This window comes from Halomonas sp. LS-001, from assembly GCF_052983955.1.
The window spans coordinates 813,218-832,129 of sequence record NZ_CM129816.1; the positions used below are offsets into that span (position 1 = coordinate 813,218).

Genomic DNA, 18,912 nt, shown 5'->3' on the forward strand with positions numbered 1-18,912 from the left:
AGGATGGACGATGTCTGCGACGCAATACGGCATTCTGGTTGTCGAAGACGATTTTCGCATTGCCGATATTCACAAGGCCTTCATTGAGCAAAGTGAAGGTTTCTATGTGGCCGGGATGGCGCGTAACGCCAGCGAAGCAAAACGTCTGATGGCCGAGCATGCGGATGCTATTCAGCTGGTCCTGTTGGATGCGTATTTACCCGACGTAGAAGGCCTGGAACTTTTATGGGCCATTCGGCGTGATTTCGTGACTGTGGATATTGTCATGGTCACGGCGGCCCGCGAGGTGGAAACCATCAGTGAAGCGTTACGCGGTGGGGTCTTTGACTACCTGATCAAGCCGATTGAGGCGGCGCGTATGACGCAAATGCTGATGCGTTTTCGCCGTGAACGAGAGGCGTTAGCGAATCGTGCGGAAATGAGCCAGGACGAGTTGGATCATGTGCTTGCCCGTTTGCAGCCAAATGAATCGCAGCGTCTGAGTGCCAACACCCTGCCCAAGGGCATTGACCGTTTGACCCTGCGTCGTGTGGTGGATTCGCTGTCAGCTGAAAATGGCTCCCGAACGGCAATGCAAGTGGCAAAAGTGATGGGGGCAAGCCGCTCAACTGCTCGGCGCTATCTGGAATTTCTGGTGGCGGAGCAGGCGGTGACAGCTGAAATTGGCTACGGCGATGTTGGCCGCCCTGAGCGACGCTATCGGCTACTGGATAGCGCTCAGGCGTGGATAGAATCACTGTAGCGTGGTGATGGTGGTAAGCGTCGTGAACAAAATGCACAAAACGCACACAAAGCACATTTTGTGATTAATCGTCTTAATCTTGTCGGTTGAGGTGGTGGTCTTCTAACGTTCTGGGGTGACACATCTTGTATCACCATAACAACAGACTAAAACGTGGAGAACGCCATGACTTTCAAGCCTTCCTTGAAGTACGTAACCCTGCTGGCGCTGCCGCTGGCCACTCTGACGACGTTTGCCAGCACGGCGGCGGCCTTTGAACCAAAAGGCAAAGTTGAGTGTATTGCCCCGTCTGATCCGGGCGGCGGTTGGGATTTTACCTGCCGCAGTGTAGGTAACGTCATGCAGGATCTCGACCTGGTGCCCGCCAACGTGCAAACCATCAACATGGCCGGTGCCGGTGGCGGCGTTGCCTTTGCACACACGGTGAGCAAGCGTGCCGGCGATGACCACCTGCTGGTGGCAGCGTCGACGGCTACAACGACGCGTCTGGCGCAGGGGCAATTCCCCGGGCTATCGGCGGATATGGTCAACTGGGTCGGTGCGCTGGGAGCGGATTACGGCATTATTGCGGTCAGCGCGGACTCCGAAATTGACGATCTTAATGAACTGATGGATCGACTCAAGGAAGATCCACGCAGCGTCAAGTTTGCCGGTGGCAGTGCCAAAGGCGGCTGGGATCATCTTAAAGTATTGATTGCCGCTCAGGCAGCTGACGTCGAAAACCTGCCGCGCATTGCTTACCTGTCATACAACAACGGTGGTGAAGCGCTCACCCAGGTAATCGGTGGGCATGTCGATGCTTTCACTGGCGATATTACCGAAGCGCAAGGCTTCATGGAATCCGGTGATCTGCGTGTTCTGGCGGTATTGTCTGAAGAACGCCTGCCGGGTGACCTCGCCGAAATTCCTACGGCGCGTGAGCAGGGTATTGATGCGCTTGGCCCCAACTGGCGTGGTTTCTACATGCCGATGGATATTTCCGAAGAGTCCGAGACCTACTGGACCGATGCCATGGACACTATCTACCAGAGTGAAGAATGGCAGGATGTCATGGCCCAGAATGGTTTGATGCCTTTCCACATGACGGCGGGTGAGTTCGAAGACTTCGTGCTTAATCAGATCAAAGACATCGAGCAGCTTTCCAAAGACATCGGGCTGATCCAGTAATGACCTACAACGACCGCTTCTTTGGGGTCCTGATGATCGTCCTGGCCGTTGCGTACGGCTGGGGCGCGACTCAGTTCCCGGAACCCTTTGGTGGGGCCGAAGCCGTTGGCCCTGAAACCTTCCCAATACTACTGGCCGTGGTACTAGCCGTTTCCAGCCTGTACCTGATTGTACGCCCTGACCCGGATAATGCCTGGCCCTGGAGCCGTACCGGCATTGAGCTGATCATTGCGATAGTGGTGCTGATTCTGTACGCAATGCTGCTTCAACCGCTGGGCTTCATTATCAGCACGGCGCTTGCTGTAGGAACGCTTTGCTGGCGTATGGGTGCGCCGCCGGTCAACGCCTATATCACCGGAGCGATTTCAGGGGTTGTGGTGTACTTCCTGTTCAGTTTTGCGCTTGATCTCGCCTTACCGCTGGGTCTGCTTTCATTTCTGGAGGTGAACTGATGGAAACCCTCGGCTATTTAATGGATGGATTTGGTGTGGCTCTTGCGCCACACAACCTGATATTCGCCTTGCTGGGTGCTTTCTTGGGTACCTTGATTGGTGCCTTGCCGGGGTTGGGGCCAGCCAATGGCGTTGCTATTCTGATTCCGTTGGCTTTCAGCCTGGGGCTGGCACCGGAAACGGCCTTGATCATGCTGACATCGGTCTACGCCGGTGCCATGTACGGCGGGCGCATTTCATCGATTCTGCTGAATATTCCGGGTGATGAACCGGCGATGATGACGTGCCTGGACGGTTATCCGATGGCCCAGAAAGGCAAAGCTTCCGAAGCGCTGGCTATTTCTGCCGTGGCGTCGTTTATCGGTAGTCTGATTGCTACTATCGGCTTGATTCTTCTGGCTCCCATACTGGCTAAATTTGCACTGACGTTTGGTCCGGCCGAGTACTTTGCGCTCTTCATGCTGGCCTTTGCGACCCTGGGCGGTATCACCGGTAAAAATCCCATCAAGACGGTCGTTGCTGCCAGTCTAGGTTTGATGATTGCCACGGTCGGAATCGATAATACCGGTGTGCAGCGCTACACCTTCGGGGTGCTTGAGCTTTTCGAAGGCGTTGATTTCATTATTGCGATTGTGGGACTGTTCGCGATTTCCGAACTGCTATTCTTCATTGAAGAGCGTGCGGGTGGCGGCAAGGAAAAGATGAAGGTCAACAAGCTGTCGCTCACCTGGAGAGATATCCGCGATATCCTGCCTACCAGCTTTCGTGGTGGTGTGCTCGGGTTTGTGGCGGGGGTGTTGCCGGGAGCGGGCGCCTCACTGGGAAGCTTTATCAGCTATACCCTGGAAAAGCGCGTGCTGGGTAAGAAAGGCGCCTTTGGTACCGGTGACCCGAGGGGGGTTGCGGCACCTGAAGCGGGCAACAATGCCGCGTCAAGCGGTGCTCTTGTGCCCATGCTGACGTTAGGCGTGCCGGGTAGCGGTACCACAGCGGTGCTGTTGGCGTTGTTGATTTCGCTTAACATTACGCCTGGGCCACTGATGTTTACCCAGAATGCCGATATTGTCTGGGGCGTGATTGCAGCCCTGTTGATTGGCAACTTACTGCTGCTGATTCTCAACATTCCTCTGGTCGGTATCTTCGTCAAACTGCTTTCTGTGCCGCCGATGTATCTTCTGCCGATTGTTACCATGGTGGCATTCGTCGGGATCTACTCGATCAGTAACACCACTTTCGATCTTTACTTCATGGTGGCTTTCGGTGTTGGCGGATACATTCTGCGCAAGCTCGAAATCCCCCTGGTGCCGGTGATTCTTGGCCTGCTGTTAGGGCCGGAAATGGAAAAGAACCTGCGCCATGCCATGGATATTTCTGATGGTGACTGGATGACCCTATGGGACAGTGGCCTGGCCATTGGCTTGTGGGTTTTCGCTGGGCTGGGGTTGATTCTGCCTTACATCATCGGACCACTTTTGCGCCGCCGGATGCGCAATCCGATCGAAGCGGGTACGCCTGAAAGCGACTGATACTGACGTCGTGAAACGAGTAAACGGGGCATCGAGAAACGTCGATGCCCCGTTTTTTTATATGCAAAAAGGCGTAAGCATCTGTGTGTGGATATATTTGAAAAAAATTCGTCTGCTATTTGACGAGTTTTGTTATTTTTTCTTTCAATAAACGCCGTTAACAGAATTTTTTTTGTTTTTATGTTTTGGGGATGGGTGGAGCTTCGAGCTGTGCTGTAATGGCGGTACATATATGAATCACCCGTTAACAACAGGAAACGTTATGCAAATCGCCGTCCCGAAAGAGATCAAAAACCATGAGTACCGTGTAGCCCTGACGCCAACCGGTGCGCGGGAGTTGAGTGGCCGAGGCCATCAGGTGGCCATTCAGGCGGGTGCTGGTGAAGGTGCAGGCTTTAGCGATGCGGATTACGAAGCGGCGGGTGCGCGGATTGAAGCGGATGTTGATACGTTGTGGCAAGGTGCCGAGCTGATTCTCAAGGTGAAGGAGCCCCAGCCGGAAGAAGTCGCACGCCTTAAGCCTGAGCATACGCTGTTTACCTATCTGCATCTGGCTGCTGAAGAGCCGCTGACGCGCGGTCTGATGGAAAGCGGGGCGACCTGCATTGCTTACGAAACCATCACGGATACCCGTGGCGGCTTGCCGCTGCTGGCGCCGATGAGCACGGTAGCCGGGCGCATGGCGGTTCAGGCCGGTGCACATAGCCTGGAAAAGGCTCAGGGAGGTGCGGGGGTTCTATTGCCGGGCGTTCCGGGGGTCGCACCGGCCAAGGTCACCGTAATTGGCGGTGGTGTTGTGGGTGAAAATGCCGCGCGTATGGCGTTAGGGCTGGGCGCCGATGTCACTATTCTGGATAAGTCATTATTGCGCCTGGAAGTGCTGGATGATCGTTACCAGGGACGCATCAAGACGGTTTATTCGACGGCCGATGCGTTGGATTACGCGGCGCGTGAATCTGACATGATTATCGGCGCTGTGCTTATCCCCGGCGCCGCGGCGCCGAAACTGATTACCCGTGAGATGCTGAGCATCATGAAGCCGGGTAGCGTGTTGGTGGATGTTGCCATCGACCAGGGTGGTTGTTTCGAAACCAGCAAACCGACGACGCATGCGGAGCCAACGTATATCGTGGATGGCGTTGTGCACTACTGCGTAGCCAATATGCCGGGTGCGGTCGCGCGCACTTCTACCCAAGGGTTGACCAACGCCACCTTGCCGTTTGTGCTCGCGCTGGCGGATAAAGGCTGGCAGCAGGCGTTACGGGATGACCCGCACTTTCTGCCCGGGCTTAATGTTCACGCTGGCAATGTCACTTACCAGGCCGTGGCGGATGTCTTCAGCCTCAAGCATGTTGATCCAGCAAGCGTTGTTGCTGAATAGAGTTGTTGAATAAAGCCGCTGAATAAAGCCGCTGCATAAAACGGTGATAACGCTGCGGGATAAGAGTTGGGAAGTCGCAGGCCCGAAGAGTCTGGCCTGCGATGAAGTTGTTCAGTAATGCGGGGGTATGTCGTCTTCCGGGCGGGGTTCTGCCGTATCATTGTCAGTTTGCAACGCATACTGCTGTTCCCGGAGGCGTTGATGCATCAGGACGCTGACCTGTTCAAGCTTATCAAGTCGGCGTGCCTGATCGGTCACGGCATGATCCAGTGTATCCAGCCAGTCTTCCTGAAAAGCCAGGCGAGTTTCCAATGTTTCAATACGTTGGTAAAGCTCAGCAGGCGATAATGTTTCGGTCATGGTAACATCGCACTCGTGTAAAAAGTGTGGCCGCTGCGGTGTGCAGCGGTAATAAATTGGACGGCGTATTGTCCTTTGTCTGTTACCCATACAACAAGAGAGCTTTTTGTATTTATGAATCCGAAAGTTGTTTTTCGCTGCTTTTTTATCAGTGTATTACTTGCCGCGCCTGCCCCTTTATTGATGGCGGTCATGGTGCATTTGTTCAATGCGGAGCTTGCAGCGTCGTGGATGTCTGAGCTGGCGGTAAGCGGTATTGCGAGTATTTACCTAGCGGTTGCCGTGGGTAGCTTTATTTTGGCGTTACTGGCGACACTTGGGGCAGCCTCGCTGGCTCCGCCCATGCTGGTGACACCGGAAGTGGCGCAGGTCGCCAGATCCGCCCAGCGTCAGCCTGCAGCAGTAGAGCCAGATGAGGATGAGCAAGACGACGATGATGAAGAAGAGGACGTCATTGACCCCAATGATGGCCGTGAAGAAGGTGAAGTTAAGTGGTTCAACACGAATAAAGGCTATGGTTTCATTACGCGGGATAATGGCGAGGATGTGTTTGTGCATTTCCGCGCCATCCGCGGGCGAGGGCCACGCATGCTCACGGAAGGGCAGATCGTGCGCTACCACGTGATTGAAAATGATCGCGGTTTACAGGCGGATGACATCAGTATTATTGACTGAATATTGCGCCTGTAACTTCCAACGCCAACGGCCCCGCATTTTGCGGGGCCGTTGGCGTTTAAGGGGTAGGTAACACAAGGATCTGATTTTTTTGAAGAGCCGTTTGCCTATAGTTGCTCTTTGTTGCATCTTATATACTGCACAAAAATAAAGTAAGCAACGATTAAGGTGCAAATGAAGATCTACGACCAATATCGCCAACGCCGTAAAATGCTGAACTTTACCCAGCAGCAGGTGGCTAGCCGTACGGGTATGGTTCGCCAGCAGTATCAACGCCTGGAAGGTGGGGGCAACCCACGCCTGGAAACGCTCGAGCTGGCGGCTGATGGGCTCAATGCCAAACTGATGCTGGTTCCTATCGAAAAATTGCACGCTGTTCAGGCGTTGCTGACGGAAAAGGATGATGAAGCCATTGGCCTTGATGCTGACCCCTGGGATGGCCTGCTAGGCAATGAAGATCACGAAAGTGAGTCATCGAATGGTCAATGACAGCGTTGAGATGTTACGGCTTGAATTACATGGTCGACACTTGGGTTACCTTGCTGGTGGACATCATGCTGGCTAATGGCGATGCACATCTCAAGAACTGGAGCCTTATCTACCCTGATCAGCGTACTCCTCAGCTAGCGCCTGCCTATGACATCGTCACTACACTTGCCTACCTTCCGGATGATCATTGTCTGGCGTTAAATCTCAATGGAAAAAAAGATTGGTACCGTCTTGGTGAAGCTGATTTTAAGCAATGGTCTCAAAAAGTGGGTGTCGCCTGGCCTGCTGTTAGAACGGTGCTTAACGATACAGTTGAGCGGGCTCGCGCTCTTTGGCCGGAACAGTTGAGAGAAATGCCCATGGCAGAAGCACATAAAATACTGCTGAAAGAGCACTGGCGTCGCCTCGCACCGGAGTGGCGTATCCAGTAACGCCTGAATTCCCGTCAGAAAAACCGGGAATTCAGGCCCTATCCTTTCACCGCCCCGAATCCGGCCAGTGAATGGCCCCTTCCTTGCCGCCTGGCAGCACCTGCCAGAAGCGGTCTGGGTCGTCACCCGGATGCCATCCTCCCAGCGAGCAGCGCATCTCGGTCTGCAGGGCTTCTGCGGCATGCTGCGCGGCTTCCTGGTCGGTATGCCAGGGCGTATGCAGGCTATCAAACCACAGGCTGGCAAAGCCGTCGGCCGCCTTGTCAACCAGCAGTATCGGAATACTGTGCCCGTCCCGTTGGCCTTGAGTGCGCCAGCGCTGTTTGCCGGCTGCCTGCAATGGCGGGGCATTGAGTATGTCGCCAAGCCAGGCATTCAAGGCGTCATGTGACGCCTTGGCCAGGTAGATTTCGATATCCGGGTAAGGCTCCATTATACGGTCTCTTTATGGTGGCTTTCGGCCTTAACGAACAGTGCTTCAAGGGTGGCTTCGTAAATGCGACTGAGATCATCCAGATCCGCGGCACGAATGCGTTCGTTAACTTTATGAATGGTGTCGTTGAGCGGTCCTAGCTCTACCACCTGAGCCCCAAGCGTGGCGATAAAGCGCCCGTCGGAGGTGCCACCTGACGTGGAGAGTGCCGGGCGTCGGCCAGTAATGGCTTCTACACCCCGAATCGCCGCGTCGACCAGAGCGCCTTCGGCAGTCAGAAAGGGCTCCCCGTTGAGTGTCCAGTCCAATGTGTATTCAAGCCCGTGGGCATCCAGAATGTCAGTCGTGCGCGCCTTGAGTTGATCGTGAGTGACTTCGGTGGAGAAGCGGAAGTTGAAGGTGACTTCCACTTCACCGGGAATCACATTGGTGGCCCCTGTGCCCGCCCGAAGGTTGGATACCTGAAAGCTTGTGGCCGGGAAAAACTCGTTACCGTGATCCCAGTGTTCGCGGGTCAGTGCATCAAGGGCCGGGAGTGCCTGATGAATCGGGTTGCGGGCCAGGTGCGGGTAGGCCACATGGCCTTGCACGCCCTTGATGTGCAGCACGCCGCCAAGCGAGCCGCGGCGGCCGTTCTTGATGACATCGCCAAGCTGCTCGGTGGAAGACGGTTCGCCGATAATGCAGTAATCCAGCCGTTCGTGGGTCTCGCGCAGGTGTTCTACCACTGCGCGGGTACCATCAATGGCCGGGCCTTCTTCATCCGAAGTGATCAGAAAGGCGATCCGCCCATCGTGATCCGGGTGATGCGCCACAAAGCGCTCGACCGCGGTAATCATCGAGGCCAGGCTACCTTTCATGTCAGAGGTGCCACGACCACACAGCATGCCGTGGTCATCGATACATGGCTCGAAAGGCGGGAACTCCCAATGCGTTGATGGCCCGCTGGGCACCACATCGGTGTGCCCGGCAAACGCCAGCACAGGGCCGTGGTGGCCGCGTACCGCCCAGAAGTTATCAACATCGCCAAACGGGAGTTTTTCGACATGAAAATCGAGCGCCTGCAAGCGCTCGATCAAAACCGCCTGGCAGCCTTCATCATCCGGCGTCACCGAAGGGCGACGCAACAGATCAAAGGCCAGCTGTAGCGTGGGTGAGAGAGAGTCCGGCTCAGTTATGGGCATGCAATGCCTCGTTTAATGCCACCGCACTCTTGTTGGTCAGGCATTCAATCCGCCCGTTCTGGGAGTTGCGGCGAAGGAGTAGGTCATTCTGGCCAGCCAGCTCACGGGCGGCAACGGTACCTGCTTCCTGATTTTTCTCATCCAGCAGCGTCACTTTCGCGCCCGCCGTAATGTAAAGGCCAGCTTCCACCGTGCAGCGGTCGCCAAGAGGAATGCCGATGCCTGCGTTGGCACCAATCAAGCAGCCTTCACCCACCTTGATGATGATATTGCCGCCACCGGAAAGGGTTCCCATGGTAGAACAGCCACCGCCAAGGTCTGACCCTTTGCCGACCATGACACCAGCGGAAATACGTCCTTCAATCATGCCGGGCCCTTCGGTACCCGCATTGAAGTTGACGAAGCCTTCGTGCATGACGGTGGTGCCTTCGCCCAGATAAGCCCCCAGGCGGACACGTGAGGTATCGCCGATGCGAATGCCGGTGGGCACGACGTAGTCGGTCATTTTGGGGAACTTGTCGACGCAGTCGATCGACAGTGAACGGCCAGCAAGACGCGCGCGCAGGCGGCGAGCGGGGAGTTCTTCAATATCGATCGGGCCTTCGCTGGTCCAGGCAATATTGCGCAGCAGACCAAACATGCCGGTGAGATCCAGGCCGTGAGGCTTGACCAGGCGATGAGACAGCAGGTGAAGTTTAAGGTAAACCTCAGGTGCTGTTTGCGGAGGCAGATCGGTCTCCATGAACATGGCCACCAGCGGGCGATGGCTGGCGGACAATGAATCGGCGAGCTCAGCTTGAACGGAATGGCCTGCGGCGCTCAGTGCCTTGGCGAGTCGCTCGCAGTCTTCGGGAAGGAAACTGATGGCCGCGTTGCCTTCCGGTGCATCAAGCGCCTCTTTGGCCGCCTTGACCAGGCTGTCATCCGGATTCAGCAGCGGCGCAGGGTAGTAGATTTCCAGCCAGTCGCCTTGAGTGTTCTGGGTGCCAATTCCAAGCGCAAAGCTCAGCATAAGTATCGTTTCCTTGAGTAGGTGATCTGAAGCGTGAGGTAGTGAAATTAAAAAATTTACAGCTTGTCGTAATCGCCGTCTTTGTAGCCGACAAGAATGGTGTCGTCATCGACTTCCAGCAGCGGCCGTTTAAGCAGTGTCGGGTGCTTGAGAATCAATTGACGTGCCGAGTTGGCATCATAATCCTTTTCCTGGTCGGAAAGTTCCCGCCAGGTTTTGCTGCGCTTGTTGATGGCTTCAACCAGCGGGACCCGGTTCAGGATATGCTCAAGCAGCGGTGCTGAGAGGCCGTCGTCACGCAGGTCATGGGTCTTGAACGGCATGCCTTTGGCGTCCAGCGCTTTGTGTGCCTTCCGGCAGGTATCGCAGTTCTTGATGATATAAAGCGTTAACATAAGGCTTCCTCTCTAGAATGAAGGGTCGGGTAGCGCAAGGCCACTCAACCCGGTTCAGTCAGCCAGGCTTGTTCAGTCAGGTTGGATCAGCCGCGCTCAATCAGGCGACGAAGTCGTTCGGCAGCTTCCTGAGTGGGGCCCACCTCAGCCACCAGTGCCAGGCGTATTCGCCCGCTGCCTGGGTTATGACCCTTCTGGCCGTTACGCCCCATCAGGCTGCCCGGCAATACACTGACGTTCATTTCTTCATACAGGCGCTGGGTAAAGGCAATGTCATCGCCACCCGGCACGGCAGGCCAGAGATAAAAACTCGCCTCGGGTGTCGGAAAATCCATGACGGGGGCCAGCTCGGCAGTGACAGCCGCGAATTTTTCGCGGTAAGCATCACGGTTGGCACGAACATGGGCTTCATCCTGCCAGGCGGTGATAGAAGCATGTTGCAGCGGCAGTGACATGGCACAGCCGTGGTAGGTGCGGTAGCGCTTAAAGGGCGTTAACAGGTCAGCATCACCGGCCACAAAGCCGGAGCGCAGGCCAGGCAGGTTGGAGCGTTTGGACAGTGAGTGAAAGACCAGACAGCGCCGATAGTCATGGCGGCCAAGCTCCGCGCAGGCTTGTAACAGTCCGGGCGGTGGGGCCGCTTCATCCAGATAGAGTTCGGAGTAGCACTCGTCGGAGGCAATGATAAAGTCGTGCTCATCGGCCAGGGCAATCAGCTGCTTGAACTCATCCAGTGGCGTTACCGCACCGGTCGGATTGCCCGGTGAGCAAATAAATACCAGCTGAACATCACGCCAGGTATCCGCTGGAACAGCGCTGAAGTCAGGACGGAAGTCGTTGTCTGCCGTGCAATCGAGGTAGAGCGGCTGACCACCGGCCAGCAGCGTGGCACCTTCATAAATCTGATAAAAGGGGTTGGGCACTGCGACGCGCGCTGTACGGCTGCGATCCAGCGCCGTCTGGACAAAAGCAAAAATGGCTTCACGGGTGCCGTTAACCGGCAGTACCTGGGACGCGGGGTCAAGGCCTTCAAGGCTGAAACGCCGTGTCGCCCACTCGGCAATGGTCTCTCTCAGCGCGGGCATGCCTGCAGTGGCCGGGTAGCGGGCGAATTCCGCCTGATGGGTGTGGAGGGCATCGAGTGCCGCCGCGAAGGGAGCATGCTGCGGCTCGCCAATCGTCAGGGGAATGTGGGCCAGATCCGACGGCGGAGACAGCGTTGCCTTGAGCGCGGCCAGCTTTTCAAATGGATACGGATGCAGTGCGTCGAGATCAGGGTTCATGAGTGTCCAGGCCGCCGTCGACGGGTTGTGGTGTTGAAAAACGTATGATGTTGAAAGACGTACCCGCCGATTATAGGCAAGGCGCTTTAGTAGCTCAAACGCAAGCATCCTGAGGCGCATCATGAGCCTTATCGCGAGCCTCAGACACTCAGTACCTCAATAAGCCGTTCGCGAAGCTGTTGCTGACGTTTCAGATCGGTCAAGGGCTCGCCAGCCTTGGTGGTAATAAAAAACACGTCTTCCACGCGCTCCCCTAACGTGGCGATCTTGGCGGCGGACAGCGCAATGTCCTGCTCCATGAAAATGCGCCCGACACGGGCAAGCAGGCCAGGGCGGTCTGGCGCGCTCAGCTCCAGCATGGTGCGGTCGTTGGCCGGGTCCTGCTCGATCAGCACCTCGGTACGTACCTTGAAGTGCTTCAGCTGGCGCGGTGTGTGGCGCGAGACAATATTGGGGTAATCGTCCGGGTCATCCAGCTCTTCGACCAGATGGCGGCGCATCTCTTCAATACGCTGTGGGTCCGAGATCGCCTGACCGAGTTGATCGAGCACAATAAAGGTGTTGAGCGTCCAGTCATTGTTGGAGGTAGCAATGCGCGCATCATGAATGGATAGCCCAAGCTGCTCCATGGCCGCCGCGGTGGCTGCAAACAGATCGTCTACCGAGCGGGTATGAATGAATACCTTGGTGCCGCCCTCTGTCATGCCTTCGGCGGGTGCGCTGATCAATACCAGCGGGAGTTGCTCAGGCTGGTGGAAGAGAATGCCCTGGGTCTGCCAGGCAATTTCGCTGGGGGCGTATTGAAGAAAATAATCTTCGCCGAGCGAATCCCACAGAAAATCAATCTGTTCCGAGGCGATGCCCATGGTGTTGAGCAGCGAACGGGCTTCGGTGCGCGTTTCGCGTACCCAGTCATCCCGGTCAGGCGGGTTCTTGAGCCCGCGCCGCAGGGCGCGCTTGGTTTCTGCGTGCAACTGGCGTAGCAAAGAGGCTCGCCAGCCATTCCAAAGTGTCGGATTAGTCGCGTTAATGTCGGCTACCGTCAGCACATACAGATAATCCAGGCGCGTTTCGTTGCGAACGGTCAGGGCAAAATCACGGATCACATCCGGGTCAGTGATGTCGCGTTTCTGCGCCGTCATCGACATCAGCAGGTGATGCTCAACCAGCCACCGCACCAGGCTGGTATCCGGCTGTGAAATGCGATGGCGCAGGCAGAACTGTTCGACATCGTAGGCGCCAATCAGCGAGTGATCGCCGCCGCGGCCCTTGCCAACATCGTGAAAAAGCCCCGCTATCCATAACAGGTCAAGCTTGGGTAGCTGAGGCATCAGCGCAGCTGCCACGGGAAATGCCTCCTTGCATTCCGGTTTGCGGAAACCGTGCAGAAATTTGAGTAGCAGGAGAGTGTGTGCATCAACCGTGTAAATATGAAACAGGTCATGCTGCATCAGGCCAACCGCACGGCCGAATTCCGGCAGGTATTTGCCGAGAATGCCGTAACGATTCATGCGTCTGAGCTGGCGGGGCACATTGCCGGATGAACGCAGCAGCGCCAGGAACAGGCGTTGATGAAGCGGGTCTTCGCGGTAATGGTCATCGATCTGGTGACGATGATCGCGAATCAGGCGAATGGTGTCTGCGCGTACCCCTTCAATTTCGGGATGCTGGGCCATCAGCAGAAACAGCTCGAGCATCGCGCAGGGGTTGTCACGAAACAGCGACCGCGAGCGTACCTGTATATAGCCGCCTTTGGTTTCAAAGCGCTTGTTGAGAACCACGGTTTCCAGCGACTCCTGGCCGCGTAGAATGACCTCGTCAAAATGCTGCAACAGCATGTCATTCAGGCCGGCAAGTGCTGTGACATGCCGGTAATAGCGTTTCATGAACTGTTCAACGGCCAGACGCTCGGGCGTATCACGAAAGCCAAAAAGTTCAGCGATGGTGCGTTGGTGATCGAACAGTAAACGATCTTCGGCGCGCCCTGTCAGCATATGCAGGGCGTAGCGAACTTGCCACAAGAATGCCTGCCCCTGGCTGAGAATGTGTAGTTCGGCATCGTTCATAAAGCCGTTGGCCACGATGTCGGCGTATTTTTCAGTGCCAAAGTGACGTTTGGCGACCCAGCCAATCATCTGGATATCGCGCAGTCCGCCCGGTGAGCTTTTGAGGTTGGGCTCAAGATGGTACTCGGAGTTGTTGTAACGATAATGGCGGGCAATCTGTTCCTGCCATTTGGCTTCAAAGAAACGGTCGGCGGGCCACAGGTGCTCAGCGCTCAGTCGCTCGCGCATGGCCTGGCGAAGGCGCTTTGGGCCTGCGATCAGGCGTGATTCAAGCAGGTTGGTGATGACCGTGACATCGGCCTCGGCTTCGCGCTCGCAGTCGTTGAGTGAGCGGACGCTGTGACCGATTTCCAGGCCGATATCCCAGAGAAACGTAATAAAGGCCGTGAGAGGCTCGCGATAGGGCGAGTCGTCATCGTCTTCCAGTAATAATAGCAGGTCGATATCGGAGTGGGGGTGTAGCTCGCCGCGCCCATAACCGCCCACGGCGATCAGAGCAACACCATCATCGGGCCAGGCATGATGCTCCCAGGCCAGAGCGAGCAATTGATCCAGGTACCAGGCGCGTCCACGCACCAGGTCGCGGATGTCAGCCCCAGCGCGAAAGCGTTCATCCAGGCGTGTCTGAAGGTCGCGCAATGCGGCCTTGAAGGGCGCGATGGGTGAGCGTGAGCCTGCCAGTTCGTCACGAAAAGTGTCGAGATCCAGCAGGGAACGGTCCGGTTCGAAGCGGTAATGGTGAAGTAGCATCAGGCGCTCAGAAAGCTCAGGTCTTCATTGCTGCGGGCGGTCAGTACTTCAACCCCGGTTTCCGTGACCAACAGTGTGTGCTCCCACTGGGCTGACAGGCTGCGATCTTTAGTGATCGCTGTCCAACCGTCACGCAGCACCTTGGTTTTGTAGCCGCCAACGTTAATCATCGGTTCAATGGTAAAGCACATGCCAGCGGCGAGCGTGATATCGGCGTCGGGTGCATAGCCATCGTAATGAAGAAACTGGGGGTCTTCATGGAAGCTTTCACCAATACCGTGACCACAAAAGTCGCGGACAACCGAGTAGCCGTGCCCCTCGGCATGCTTCTGGATGACGCGAGCGAGATCAGACAGCCGAACCCCCGGCCGGATTTCCGCTATGCTTTTATACAGGCACTCCTGGGTGATGCGGCTCAGGCGTTCGCCCTGAATGCTCTCACCCACCACAAACATGACGCTGGAGTCGCCATGAAAGCCGTCGGCCGTCTTGACGGTGATGTCCAGGTTCATGATGTCGCCGTTTTTCAGCTTTTTACTGTCATCGGGAATGCCGTGACACACCACATGGTTGATCGAGGTACAGGTGGCTTTCGGAAAACCGTGGTAGTTAAGCGGGGCGGGGGTCGACCCCAGTTCATTAACAATAAATTCATGGCAGCGACGGTCGATTTCGCCCGTCGAGACGCCAGCTTTTACATAGGGAGTGATCATTTCGAACACGTGGGCAGCCTGACGGCCAGCTTCACGCATTTTTTCGATTTCAGCAGGCGATTTAATCGGAACGTTCATGAGGTCTCGGTAATGTAAAGTATGAATTCACGCGGTAAAAACGGACGGCGTAATGAGCCACGTAATGCGTTACGACTTCATCTTGGAAAGGATCTATGGTATAAAGCCGCGCGCTTTACTGCAATCGCCAACCACATTCTTGAGGCACGATAAGTCACCTGATTGGCTAGTGCATCAATGATAGGGGGAATCAGCGGCGGCATAAAGGCAAGACAGGTAACGTGCAATGGTGCACGTTATGCTAACAGTAAGCCTTAAAACACACATGCACCGTCACATGGTCCCGGGTGCCTTTGCGTGCTGCTTACCTGCAACGCTGCGCGATGGTCAGATGACCGCCAGTGTTATTGCAGAGCGATCGTCTCAACGACGCGTTGAGACGATCCGGTAGCATCCCTGGTCGGATCCATGGGGTGTATGGAGGCCTAACCCGAGTTTTCAGGAGTTTTATCATGGCACACGTTAATATGCGTGACCTGCTCAAGGCAGGCGCTCACTTTGGTCACCAGACCAAATACTGGAACCCGAAGATGGGTAAATACATCTTTGGTGCGCGCAACAAGATCCATATCATCAACCTTGAGCACACGTTGCCAGCGCTGAATGAAGCGATCGACGTGGTTGAAAAGATGGCCTCTTCCAACAACAAGATTATGTTTGTCGGTACCAAGCGTAGCGCCAGCAAAATCATCAAGGAAGAAGCTAACCGTGTCGGTCAGCCGTTCGTCAACCATCGCTGGTTGGGCGGCATGCTCACCAACTTCAAGACGATCCGTCAGTCCATCAAGCGCCTGCGCGAACTCGAAACCATGCATGAAGATGGTACCTTCGAGAAGCTGACCAAGAAAGAAGTCCTGATGGCGACCCGTGAGCAGGACAAGCTCGAGCGCTCTATCGGTGGTATCAAGAACATGGGCGGTCTGCCTGATGCCATGTTCGTTATCGATGTTGATCATGAGCGCATTGCGATCAATGAAGCGAACAAGCTGGGCATCCCGGTTATCGGTGTGGTGGATACCAACTCTAACCCTGATGGCGTTGATTACGTCATTCCGGGTAACGATGACTCCATCCGTGCGATCCAGATTTACGTTAAAGCCATCGCCGATGCCTGCGCCAGTGCCAAAGAAGGCCGTCCTGACGAATTCGTCGAAGTGACGGACGCTGAAGACACATCTGCTGACGCAGAAAACAGCGCGGCTGCCGAGTAAACTGGCCGCCACAAGATGAGGTGCGCTGCACCGCATCGCATCAGGAGGGGGCCTTATGCCCCCTTTTTCCCGCTCAGGCGGGCCTTATCTTTAATTGTCTAGATACCATTAGATCAGAGGTGAATCATTATGGCAGCTATCAGCGCCTCTCAGGTGAAGGAACTGCGCGAACGTACCGGCCTTGGGATGATGGAGTGCAAAAAAGCACTGACGGAAACCGACGGTGATATCGACGTTGCGATCGAAAACCTGCGTAAGAACTCCGGCCTTAAAGCCGCGAAGAAAGCTGGTCGTACCGCTGCAGAAGGCGCCGTTGTAACGCGCGTGGCGGAAGATGGCAGCTACGGTGTCATGGTCGAAATCAATTCCGAAACTGACTTCGTTGCCCGTGATGACAACTTCATTGCTTTCTCTAACAAGATCGCTGATGCGTTCTTTACAGCGAAAAGTGAAGATGTTGCTGCGGTAATGGATGGCGATCTCGAGTCCACTCGTGAGCAGCTGGTACAGAAAATCGGTGAAAACATCGGCGTGCGTCGTGCCGTAGTCGTGAATGCGGCTGAAGGCGGTGTGGTCGGTGAATACGTTCACGGTGGCCGTATCGGCGTTTTGACTATTCTTAAGGGTGGCAATGCCGACGTCGCCAAGGACATCGCGATGCACGTTGCCGCGATCAATCCTGCCGTTGCTCACCCGGAAGATATGCCGCAGGAAAACCTTGAAACTGAGAAAGCGATTATTCTGGCCCAGCCGGATATGGCGGGTAAGCCGGAAAATATCGCCGAGAAAATGGTTCAGGGCCGTCTGAAGAAATATCTTGCTGAAAACAGCCTGACCGAGCAGGCCTTCGTTAAAGACCCTAACCAGACTGTGGCAGAATACGCCAAAGCGGCTGGCGGTGAAGTGCTGAGCTTCACGCGTTTCGAAGTGGGTGAAGGCATCGAGAAAGAAGAAGTTGATTTTGCCAAAGAAGTAATGGAACAGGCAGGCCGTAGTTAAGGTCGAAAGTTTCAGATTGTGTTGGCGTGCGCAGTTGCGCACGCCTTCGCGTATCCGGTCCGCACGTTTCAGCGTTAAGTACGAAACGTAGGCGTGACCGGGTCATTGCCGGATCAGGATAATGGCTGATTCAGCCGCCTGCCTGTCCCAAACGTGTTCTGCCCCAGGAGAGTTGCCATGTCCAACGATGCAAACGAGCCATTGACCGCTGTTATTCCCAATAAGAAATCCGAAAGTTCGAAATCGAAATACAAGCGTATTTTGCTCAAGCTTTCAGGGGAAGCATTGATGGGCGAGCACGACTTCGGGATCGACCCGAAAGTGCTGGACAGAATGGCGCTTGAAATTGGGCAGCTGGTGGGTATTGGCGTGCAGATAGGTTTGGTGATCGGCGGTGGAAATCTGTTTCGCGGGGCGGCGCTGAATGAAGCCGGCATGGATCGCGTGACCGGTGACCATATGGGAATGCTGGCCACGGTGATGAATGCATTGGCGATGCGCGATGCGCTGGAGCGTTCCAATATTCGCTCACGGGTGATGTCGGCGATTCCGATGAGCGGTGTTGTCGAGCACTATGATCGTCGGACGGCGATCCGTTACCTGACTTCTGGTGATGTCGTGCTTTTCTCGGCGGGTACCGGCAACCCGTTTTTTACGACGGATTCAGCGGCCTGCCTACGTGGCATCGAAGTCGATGCTGATGTTGTGATCAAGGCAACGAAGGTCGACGGTGTCTACAACAAAGATCCCGTGAAGCATGCCGATGCAGTGAAATATGACCGTCTATCCTATGACGATGCGCTGGACCAGAAGCTCGGCGTCATGGATTTGACCGCCATCTGCCTGGTACGTGACCATGATATGCCAGTGCGGGTATTTGATATGAACAAGTCGGGTGCACTTCTCAACCTGGTGGTTGGAGGTAAAGAAGGCACGTTGATAGACAGAGGTGAATAGCGTGATTAACGAAATCAGAAAAGATGCAGAAGCCCGCATGAAAAAAAGCGTGGAAGCGCTGCATACCAATTTCAACAAGATTCGCACCGGGCGCGCGCATCCAAGTATCCTGGATTCGGTCACCGTCGAATACTACGGTAGTGAAGTGCCGTTGAGCCAAGTCGCTTCGATTAACGTTGAAGATGCGCGGACTCTGACAGTTTCCCCATGGGAACAAGGGATTGTGCCTAAAATCGAAAAGGCGATCATGACCTCTGATCTGGGCTTGAACCCAGCAAGCGCCGGTGCCGTCATTCGTGTGCCAATGCCGATGCTGACAGAGGAAACGCGTAAAAACTATATCAAGCAGGCACGCCACGAAGCGGAAAATGCGCGTGTTGCTGTGCGCAATGTGCGCCGCGATGCCAACGGTGACTTTAAATCCTTGTTAAAGGATAAAGAGATTACCGAGGATGATCAGCATCAGGGTGAAGATGAAATTCAGAAACTGACGGATAAGTTTGTGGCTGAAATCGACAAGGCACTGTCTGCGAAAGAGCATGACCTGATGCAGGTGTGACGCTCAACGATTAACGTCACGGGCAGCCTGGCTGCCCGTGCGGCTTTAT

General features: G+C 55.4%; 20 protein-coding genes. 12 read left to right on the plus strand and 8 right to left on the minus strand.

The genetic code is table 11. The annotated features are described in order from the left end of the window. The first annotated feature begins 10 nt into the window (after window positions 1-10). The 5 genes from ACU6TU_RS03540 to ald all read left to right on the plus strand — a co-directional run bounded on the left by ACU6TU_RS03540 (window position 11) and on the right by ald (window position 5,268). Window positions 11-742, plus strand: coding sequence for a response regulator (locus tag ACU6TU_RS03540; RefSeq protein ID WP_447143207.1), 732 nt, complete (start codon window positions 11-13; stop codon window positions 740-742). 165 nt (window positions 743-907) lie between these two features. Next, window positions 908-1,909 carry a Bug family tripartite tricarboxylate transporter substrate binding protein gene (locus ACU6TU_RS03545; RefSeq protein ID WP_447143208.1) on the plus strand — a complete coding sequence of 334 codons (1,002 nt, stop codon included), beginning with the start codon at window positions 908-910 and terminating at the stop codon, window positions 1,907-1,909. Beyond that, complete coding sequence (locus ACU6TU_RS03550; RefSeq protein ID WP_447143209.1) at window positions 1,909-2,361, plus strand: tripartite tricarboxylate transporter TctB family protein; 453 nt, start codon at window positions 1,909-1,911, stop codon at window positions 2,359-2,361. The genes ACU6TU_RS03545 and ACU6TU_RS03550 overlap by 1 nt, the downstream gene beginning before the upstream one ends. Continuing rightward, complete coding sequence (locus tag ACU6TU_RS03555) at window positions 2,361-3,887, plus strand: tripartite tricarboxylate transporter permease (RefSeq protein WP_447143210.1); 1,527 nt, start codon at window positions 2,361-2,363, stop codon at window positions 3,885-3,887. The genes ACU6TU_RS03550 and ACU6TU_RS03555 overlap by 1 nt, the downstream gene beginning before the upstream one ends. 262 nt (window positions 3,888-4,149) lie before the next feature. Continuing rightward, window positions 4,150-5,268, plus strand: coding sequence for an alanine dehydrogenase (gene ald / locus ACU6TU_RS03560; RefSeq protein ID WP_447143211.1), 1,119 nt, complete (start codon window positions 4,150-4,152; stop codon window positions 5,266-5,268). 111 nt (window positions 5,269-5,379) lie between these two features. On the opposite strand, the gene ACU6TU_RS03565 is transcribed toward ald, so the two are convergent. Beyond that, window positions 5,380-5,628, minus strand: a complete 249-nt coding sequence (locus tag ACU6TU_RS03565) for a SlyX family protein (RefSeq protein ID WP_447143212.1) — start codon at window positions 5,626-5,628, stop codon at window positions 5,380-5,382. A gap of 114 nt (window positions 5,629-5,742) precedes the next feature. Between ACU6TU_RS03565 and ACU6TU_RS03570 the strand changes: the two genes are divergently transcribed. The 3 genes from ACU6TU_RS03570 to ACU6TU_RS03580 all read left to right on the plus strand — a co-directional run bounded on the left by ACU6TU_RS03570 (window position 5,743) and on the right by ACU6TU_RS03580 (window position 7,223). Beyond that, entirely contained in the window at window positions 5,743-6,303 is a 561-nt protein-coding gene (locus ACU6TU_RS03570) for a cold-shock protein (RefSeq protein WP_447143213.1), read from the plus strand. Between the two features lie 174 nt (window positions 6,304-6,477). Continuing rightward, complete coding sequence (locus ACU6TU_RS03575) at window positions 6,478-6,792, plus strand: helix-turn-helix domain-containing protein (protein ID WP_447143214.1); 315 nt, start codon at window positions 6,478-6,480, stop codon at window positions 6,790-6,792. 29 nt (window positions 6,793-6,821) lie between these two features. Beyond that, window positions 6,822-7,223 (plus strand): HipA domain-containing protein, encoded by a 402-nt coding sequence (locus tag ACU6TU_RS03580; RefSeq protein WP_447143215.1) that lies wholly within the window; start codon window positions 6,822-6,824, stop codon window positions 7,221-7,223. A gap of 46 nt (window positions 7,224-7,269) precedes the next feature. Here ACU6TU_RS03580 and ACU6TU_RS03585 read toward each other — a convergent pair whose 3' ends face one another. The 7 genes from ACU6TU_RS03585 to map form a co-directional block, all read right to left on the minus strand. Next, window positions 7,270-7,656, minus strand: a complete 387-nt coding sequence (locus tag ACU6TU_RS03585) for a hypothetical protein (protein WP_447143216.1) — start codon at window positions 7,654-7,656, stop codon at window positions 7,270-7,272. Continuing rightward, window positions 7,656-8,840 carry a succinyl-diaminopimelate desuccinylase gene (gene dapE / locus ACU6TU_RS03590; protein ID WP_447143217.1) on the minus strand — a complete coding sequence of 395 codons (1,185 nt, stop codon included), beginning with the start codon at window positions 8,838-8,840 and terminating at the stop codon, window positions 7,656-7,658. The genes ACU6TU_RS03585 and dapE overlap by 1 nt, the downstream gene beginning before the upstream one ends. Next, entirely contained in the window at window positions 8,827-9,852 is a 1,026-nt protein-coding gene (gene dapD, locus ACU6TU_RS03595) for a 2,3,4,5-tetrahydropyridine-2,6-dicarboxylate N-succinyltransferase (protein WP_447143218.1), read from the minus strand. The genes dapE and dapD overlap by 14 nt, the downstream gene beginning before the upstream one ends. Window positions 9,853-9,908: 56 nt before the next feature. Further along, complete coding sequence (locus ACU6TU_RS03600; protein ID WP_447143219.1) at window positions 9,909-10,247, minus strand: Spx/MgsR family RNA polymerase-binding regulatory protein; 339 nt, start codon at window positions 10,245-10,247, stop codon at window positions 9,909-9,911. 86 nt (window positions 10,248-10,333) lie between these two features. Beyond that, complete coding sequence (gene dapC, locus ACU6TU_RS03605; RefSeq protein ID WP_447143220.1) at window positions 10,334-11,530, minus strand: succinyldiaminopimelate transaminase; 1,197 nt, start codon at window positions 11,528-11,530, stop codon at window positions 10,334-10,336. Window positions 11,531-11,670: 140 nt separating this feature from the next. After that, entirely contained in the window at window positions 11,671-14,346 is a 2,676-nt protein-coding gene (locus ACU6TU_RS03610) for a [protein-PII] uridylyltransferase (protein ID WP_447143221.1), read from the minus strand. Then, window positions 14,346-15,137: a type I methionyl aminopeptidase gene (gene map, locus ACU6TU_RS03615; protein WP_447143222.1), complete on the minus strand. Its 792-nt coding sequence runs from the start codon at window positions 15,135-15,137 to the stop codon at window positions 14,346-14,348. The genes ACU6TU_RS03610 and map overlap by 1 nt, the downstream gene beginning before the upstream one ends. Window positions 15,138-15,589: 452 nt before the next feature. Between map and rpsB the strand changes: the two genes are divergently transcribed. From rpsB to frr, 4 genes are all read left to right on the plus strand, one after another. After that, window positions 15,590-16,348 (plus strand): 30S ribosomal protein S2, encoded by a 759-nt coding sequence (rpsB, locus tag ACU6TU_RS03620; RefSeq protein WP_447143223.1) that lies wholly within the window; start codon window positions 15,590-15,592, stop codon window positions 16,346-16,348. Between the two features lie 129 nt (window positions 16,349-16,477). Further along, complete coding sequence (gene tsf / locus ACU6TU_RS03625) at window positions 16,478-17,347, plus strand: translation elongation factor Ts (RefSeq protein WP_447143224.1); 870 nt, start codon at window positions 16,478-16,480, stop codon at window positions 17,345-17,347. A 177-nt stretch (window positions 17,348-17,524) separates the two neighbouring features. Further along, window positions 17,525-18,304 (plus strand): UMP kinase, encoded by a 780-nt coding sequence (gene pyrH / locus ACU6TU_RS03630; RefSeq protein ID WP_447143225.1) that lies wholly within the window; start codon window positions 17,525-17,527, stop codon window positions 18,302-18,304. A 1-nt stretch (window position 18,305) separates the two neighbouring features. Continuing rightward, window positions 18,306-18,863, plus strand: coding sequence for a ribosome recycling factor (gene frr, locus ACU6TU_RS03635; protein ID WP_447143226.1), 558 nt, complete (start codon window positions 18,306-18,308; stop codon window positions 18,861-18,863). The last annotated feature ends 49 nt before the right edge of the window (window positions 18,864-18,912 follow it).

Excerpts from the sequence above, each read along its gene's own strand:
- tsf (WP_447143224.1), top strand. The coding sequence starts at position 16,478 with ATGGCAGCTATCAGCGCCTCTCAGGTGAAGGAACTGCGCGAACGTACC.
- pyrH (WP_447143225.1), top strand. The coding sequence starts at position 17,525 with ATGTCCAACGATGCAAACGAGCCATTGACCGCTGTTATTCCCAATAAG.
- ACU6TU_RS03585 (WP_447143216.1), bottom strand. The coding sequence starts at position 7,656 with ATGGAGCCTTACCCGGATATCGAAATCTACCTGGCCAAGGCGTCACAT.
- ACU6TU_RS03550 (WP_447143209.1), top strand. The coding sequence starts at position 1,909 with ATGACCTACAACGACCGCTTCTTTGGGGTCCTGATGATCGTCCTGGCC.
- ACU6TU_RS03555 (WP_447143210.1), top strand. The coding sequence starts at position 2,361 with ATGGAAACCCTCGGCTATTTAATGGATGGATTTGGTGTGGCTCTTGCG.
- ACU6TU_RS03565 (WP_447143212.1), bottom strand. The coding sequence starts at position 5,628 with ATGACCGAAACATTATCGCCTGCTGAGCTTTACCAACGTATTGAAACA.
- dapE (WP_447143217.1), bottom strand. The coding sequence starts at position 8,840 with ATGCCCATAACTGAGCCGGACTCTCTCTCACCCACGCTACAGCTGGCC.
- dapD (WP_447143218.1), bottom strand. The coding sequence starts at position 9,852 with ATGCTGAGCTTTGCGCTTGGAATTGGCACCCAGAACACTCAAGGCGAC.
- ACU6TU_RS03580 (WP_447143215.1), top strand. The coding sequence starts at position 6,822 with ATGGTCGACACTTGGGTTACCTTGCTGGTGGACATCATGCTGGCTAAT.
- rpsB (WP_447143223.1), top strand. The coding sequence starts at position 15,590 with ATGGCACACGTTAATATGCGTGACCTGCTCAAGGCAGGCGCTCACTTT.
- ACU6TU_RS03610 (WP_447143221.1), bottom strand. The coding sequence starts at position 14,346 with ATGCTACTTCACCATTACCGCTTCGAACCGGACCGTTCCCTGCTGGAT.
- ACU6TU_RS03545 (WP_447143208.1), top strand. The coding sequence starts at position 908 with ATGACTTTCAAGCCTTCCTTGAAGTACGTAACCCTGCTGGCGCTGCCG.
- ACU6TU_RS03600 (WP_447143219.1), bottom strand. The coding sequence starts at position 10,247 with ATGTTAACGCTTTATATCATCAAGAACTGCGATACCTGCCGGAAGGCA.
- dapC (WP_447143220.1), bottom strand. The coding sequence starts at position 11,530 with ATGAACCCTGATCTCGACGCACTGCATCCGTATCCATTTGAAAAGCTG.
- ACU6TU_RS03570 (WP_447143213.1), top strand. The coding sequence starts at position 5,743 with ATGAATCCGAAAGTTGTTTTTCGCTGCTTTTTTATCAGTGTATTACTT.
- ACU6TU_RS03540 (WP_447143207.1), top strand. The coding sequence starts at position 11 with ATGTCTGCGACGCAATACGGCATTCTGGTTGTCGAAGACGATTTTCGC.
- ACU6TU_RS03575 (WP_447143214.1), top strand. The coding sequence starts at position 6,478 with ATGAAGATCTACGACCAATATCGCCAACGCCGTAAAATGCTGAACTTT.
- ald (WP_447143211.1), top strand. The coding sequence starts at position 4,150 with ATGCAAATCGCCGTCCCGAAAGAGATCAAAAACCATGAGTACCGTGTA.
- map (WP_447143222.1), bottom strand. The coding sequence starts at position 15,137 with ATGAACGTTCCGATTAAATCGCCTGCTGAAATCGAAAAAATGCGTGAA.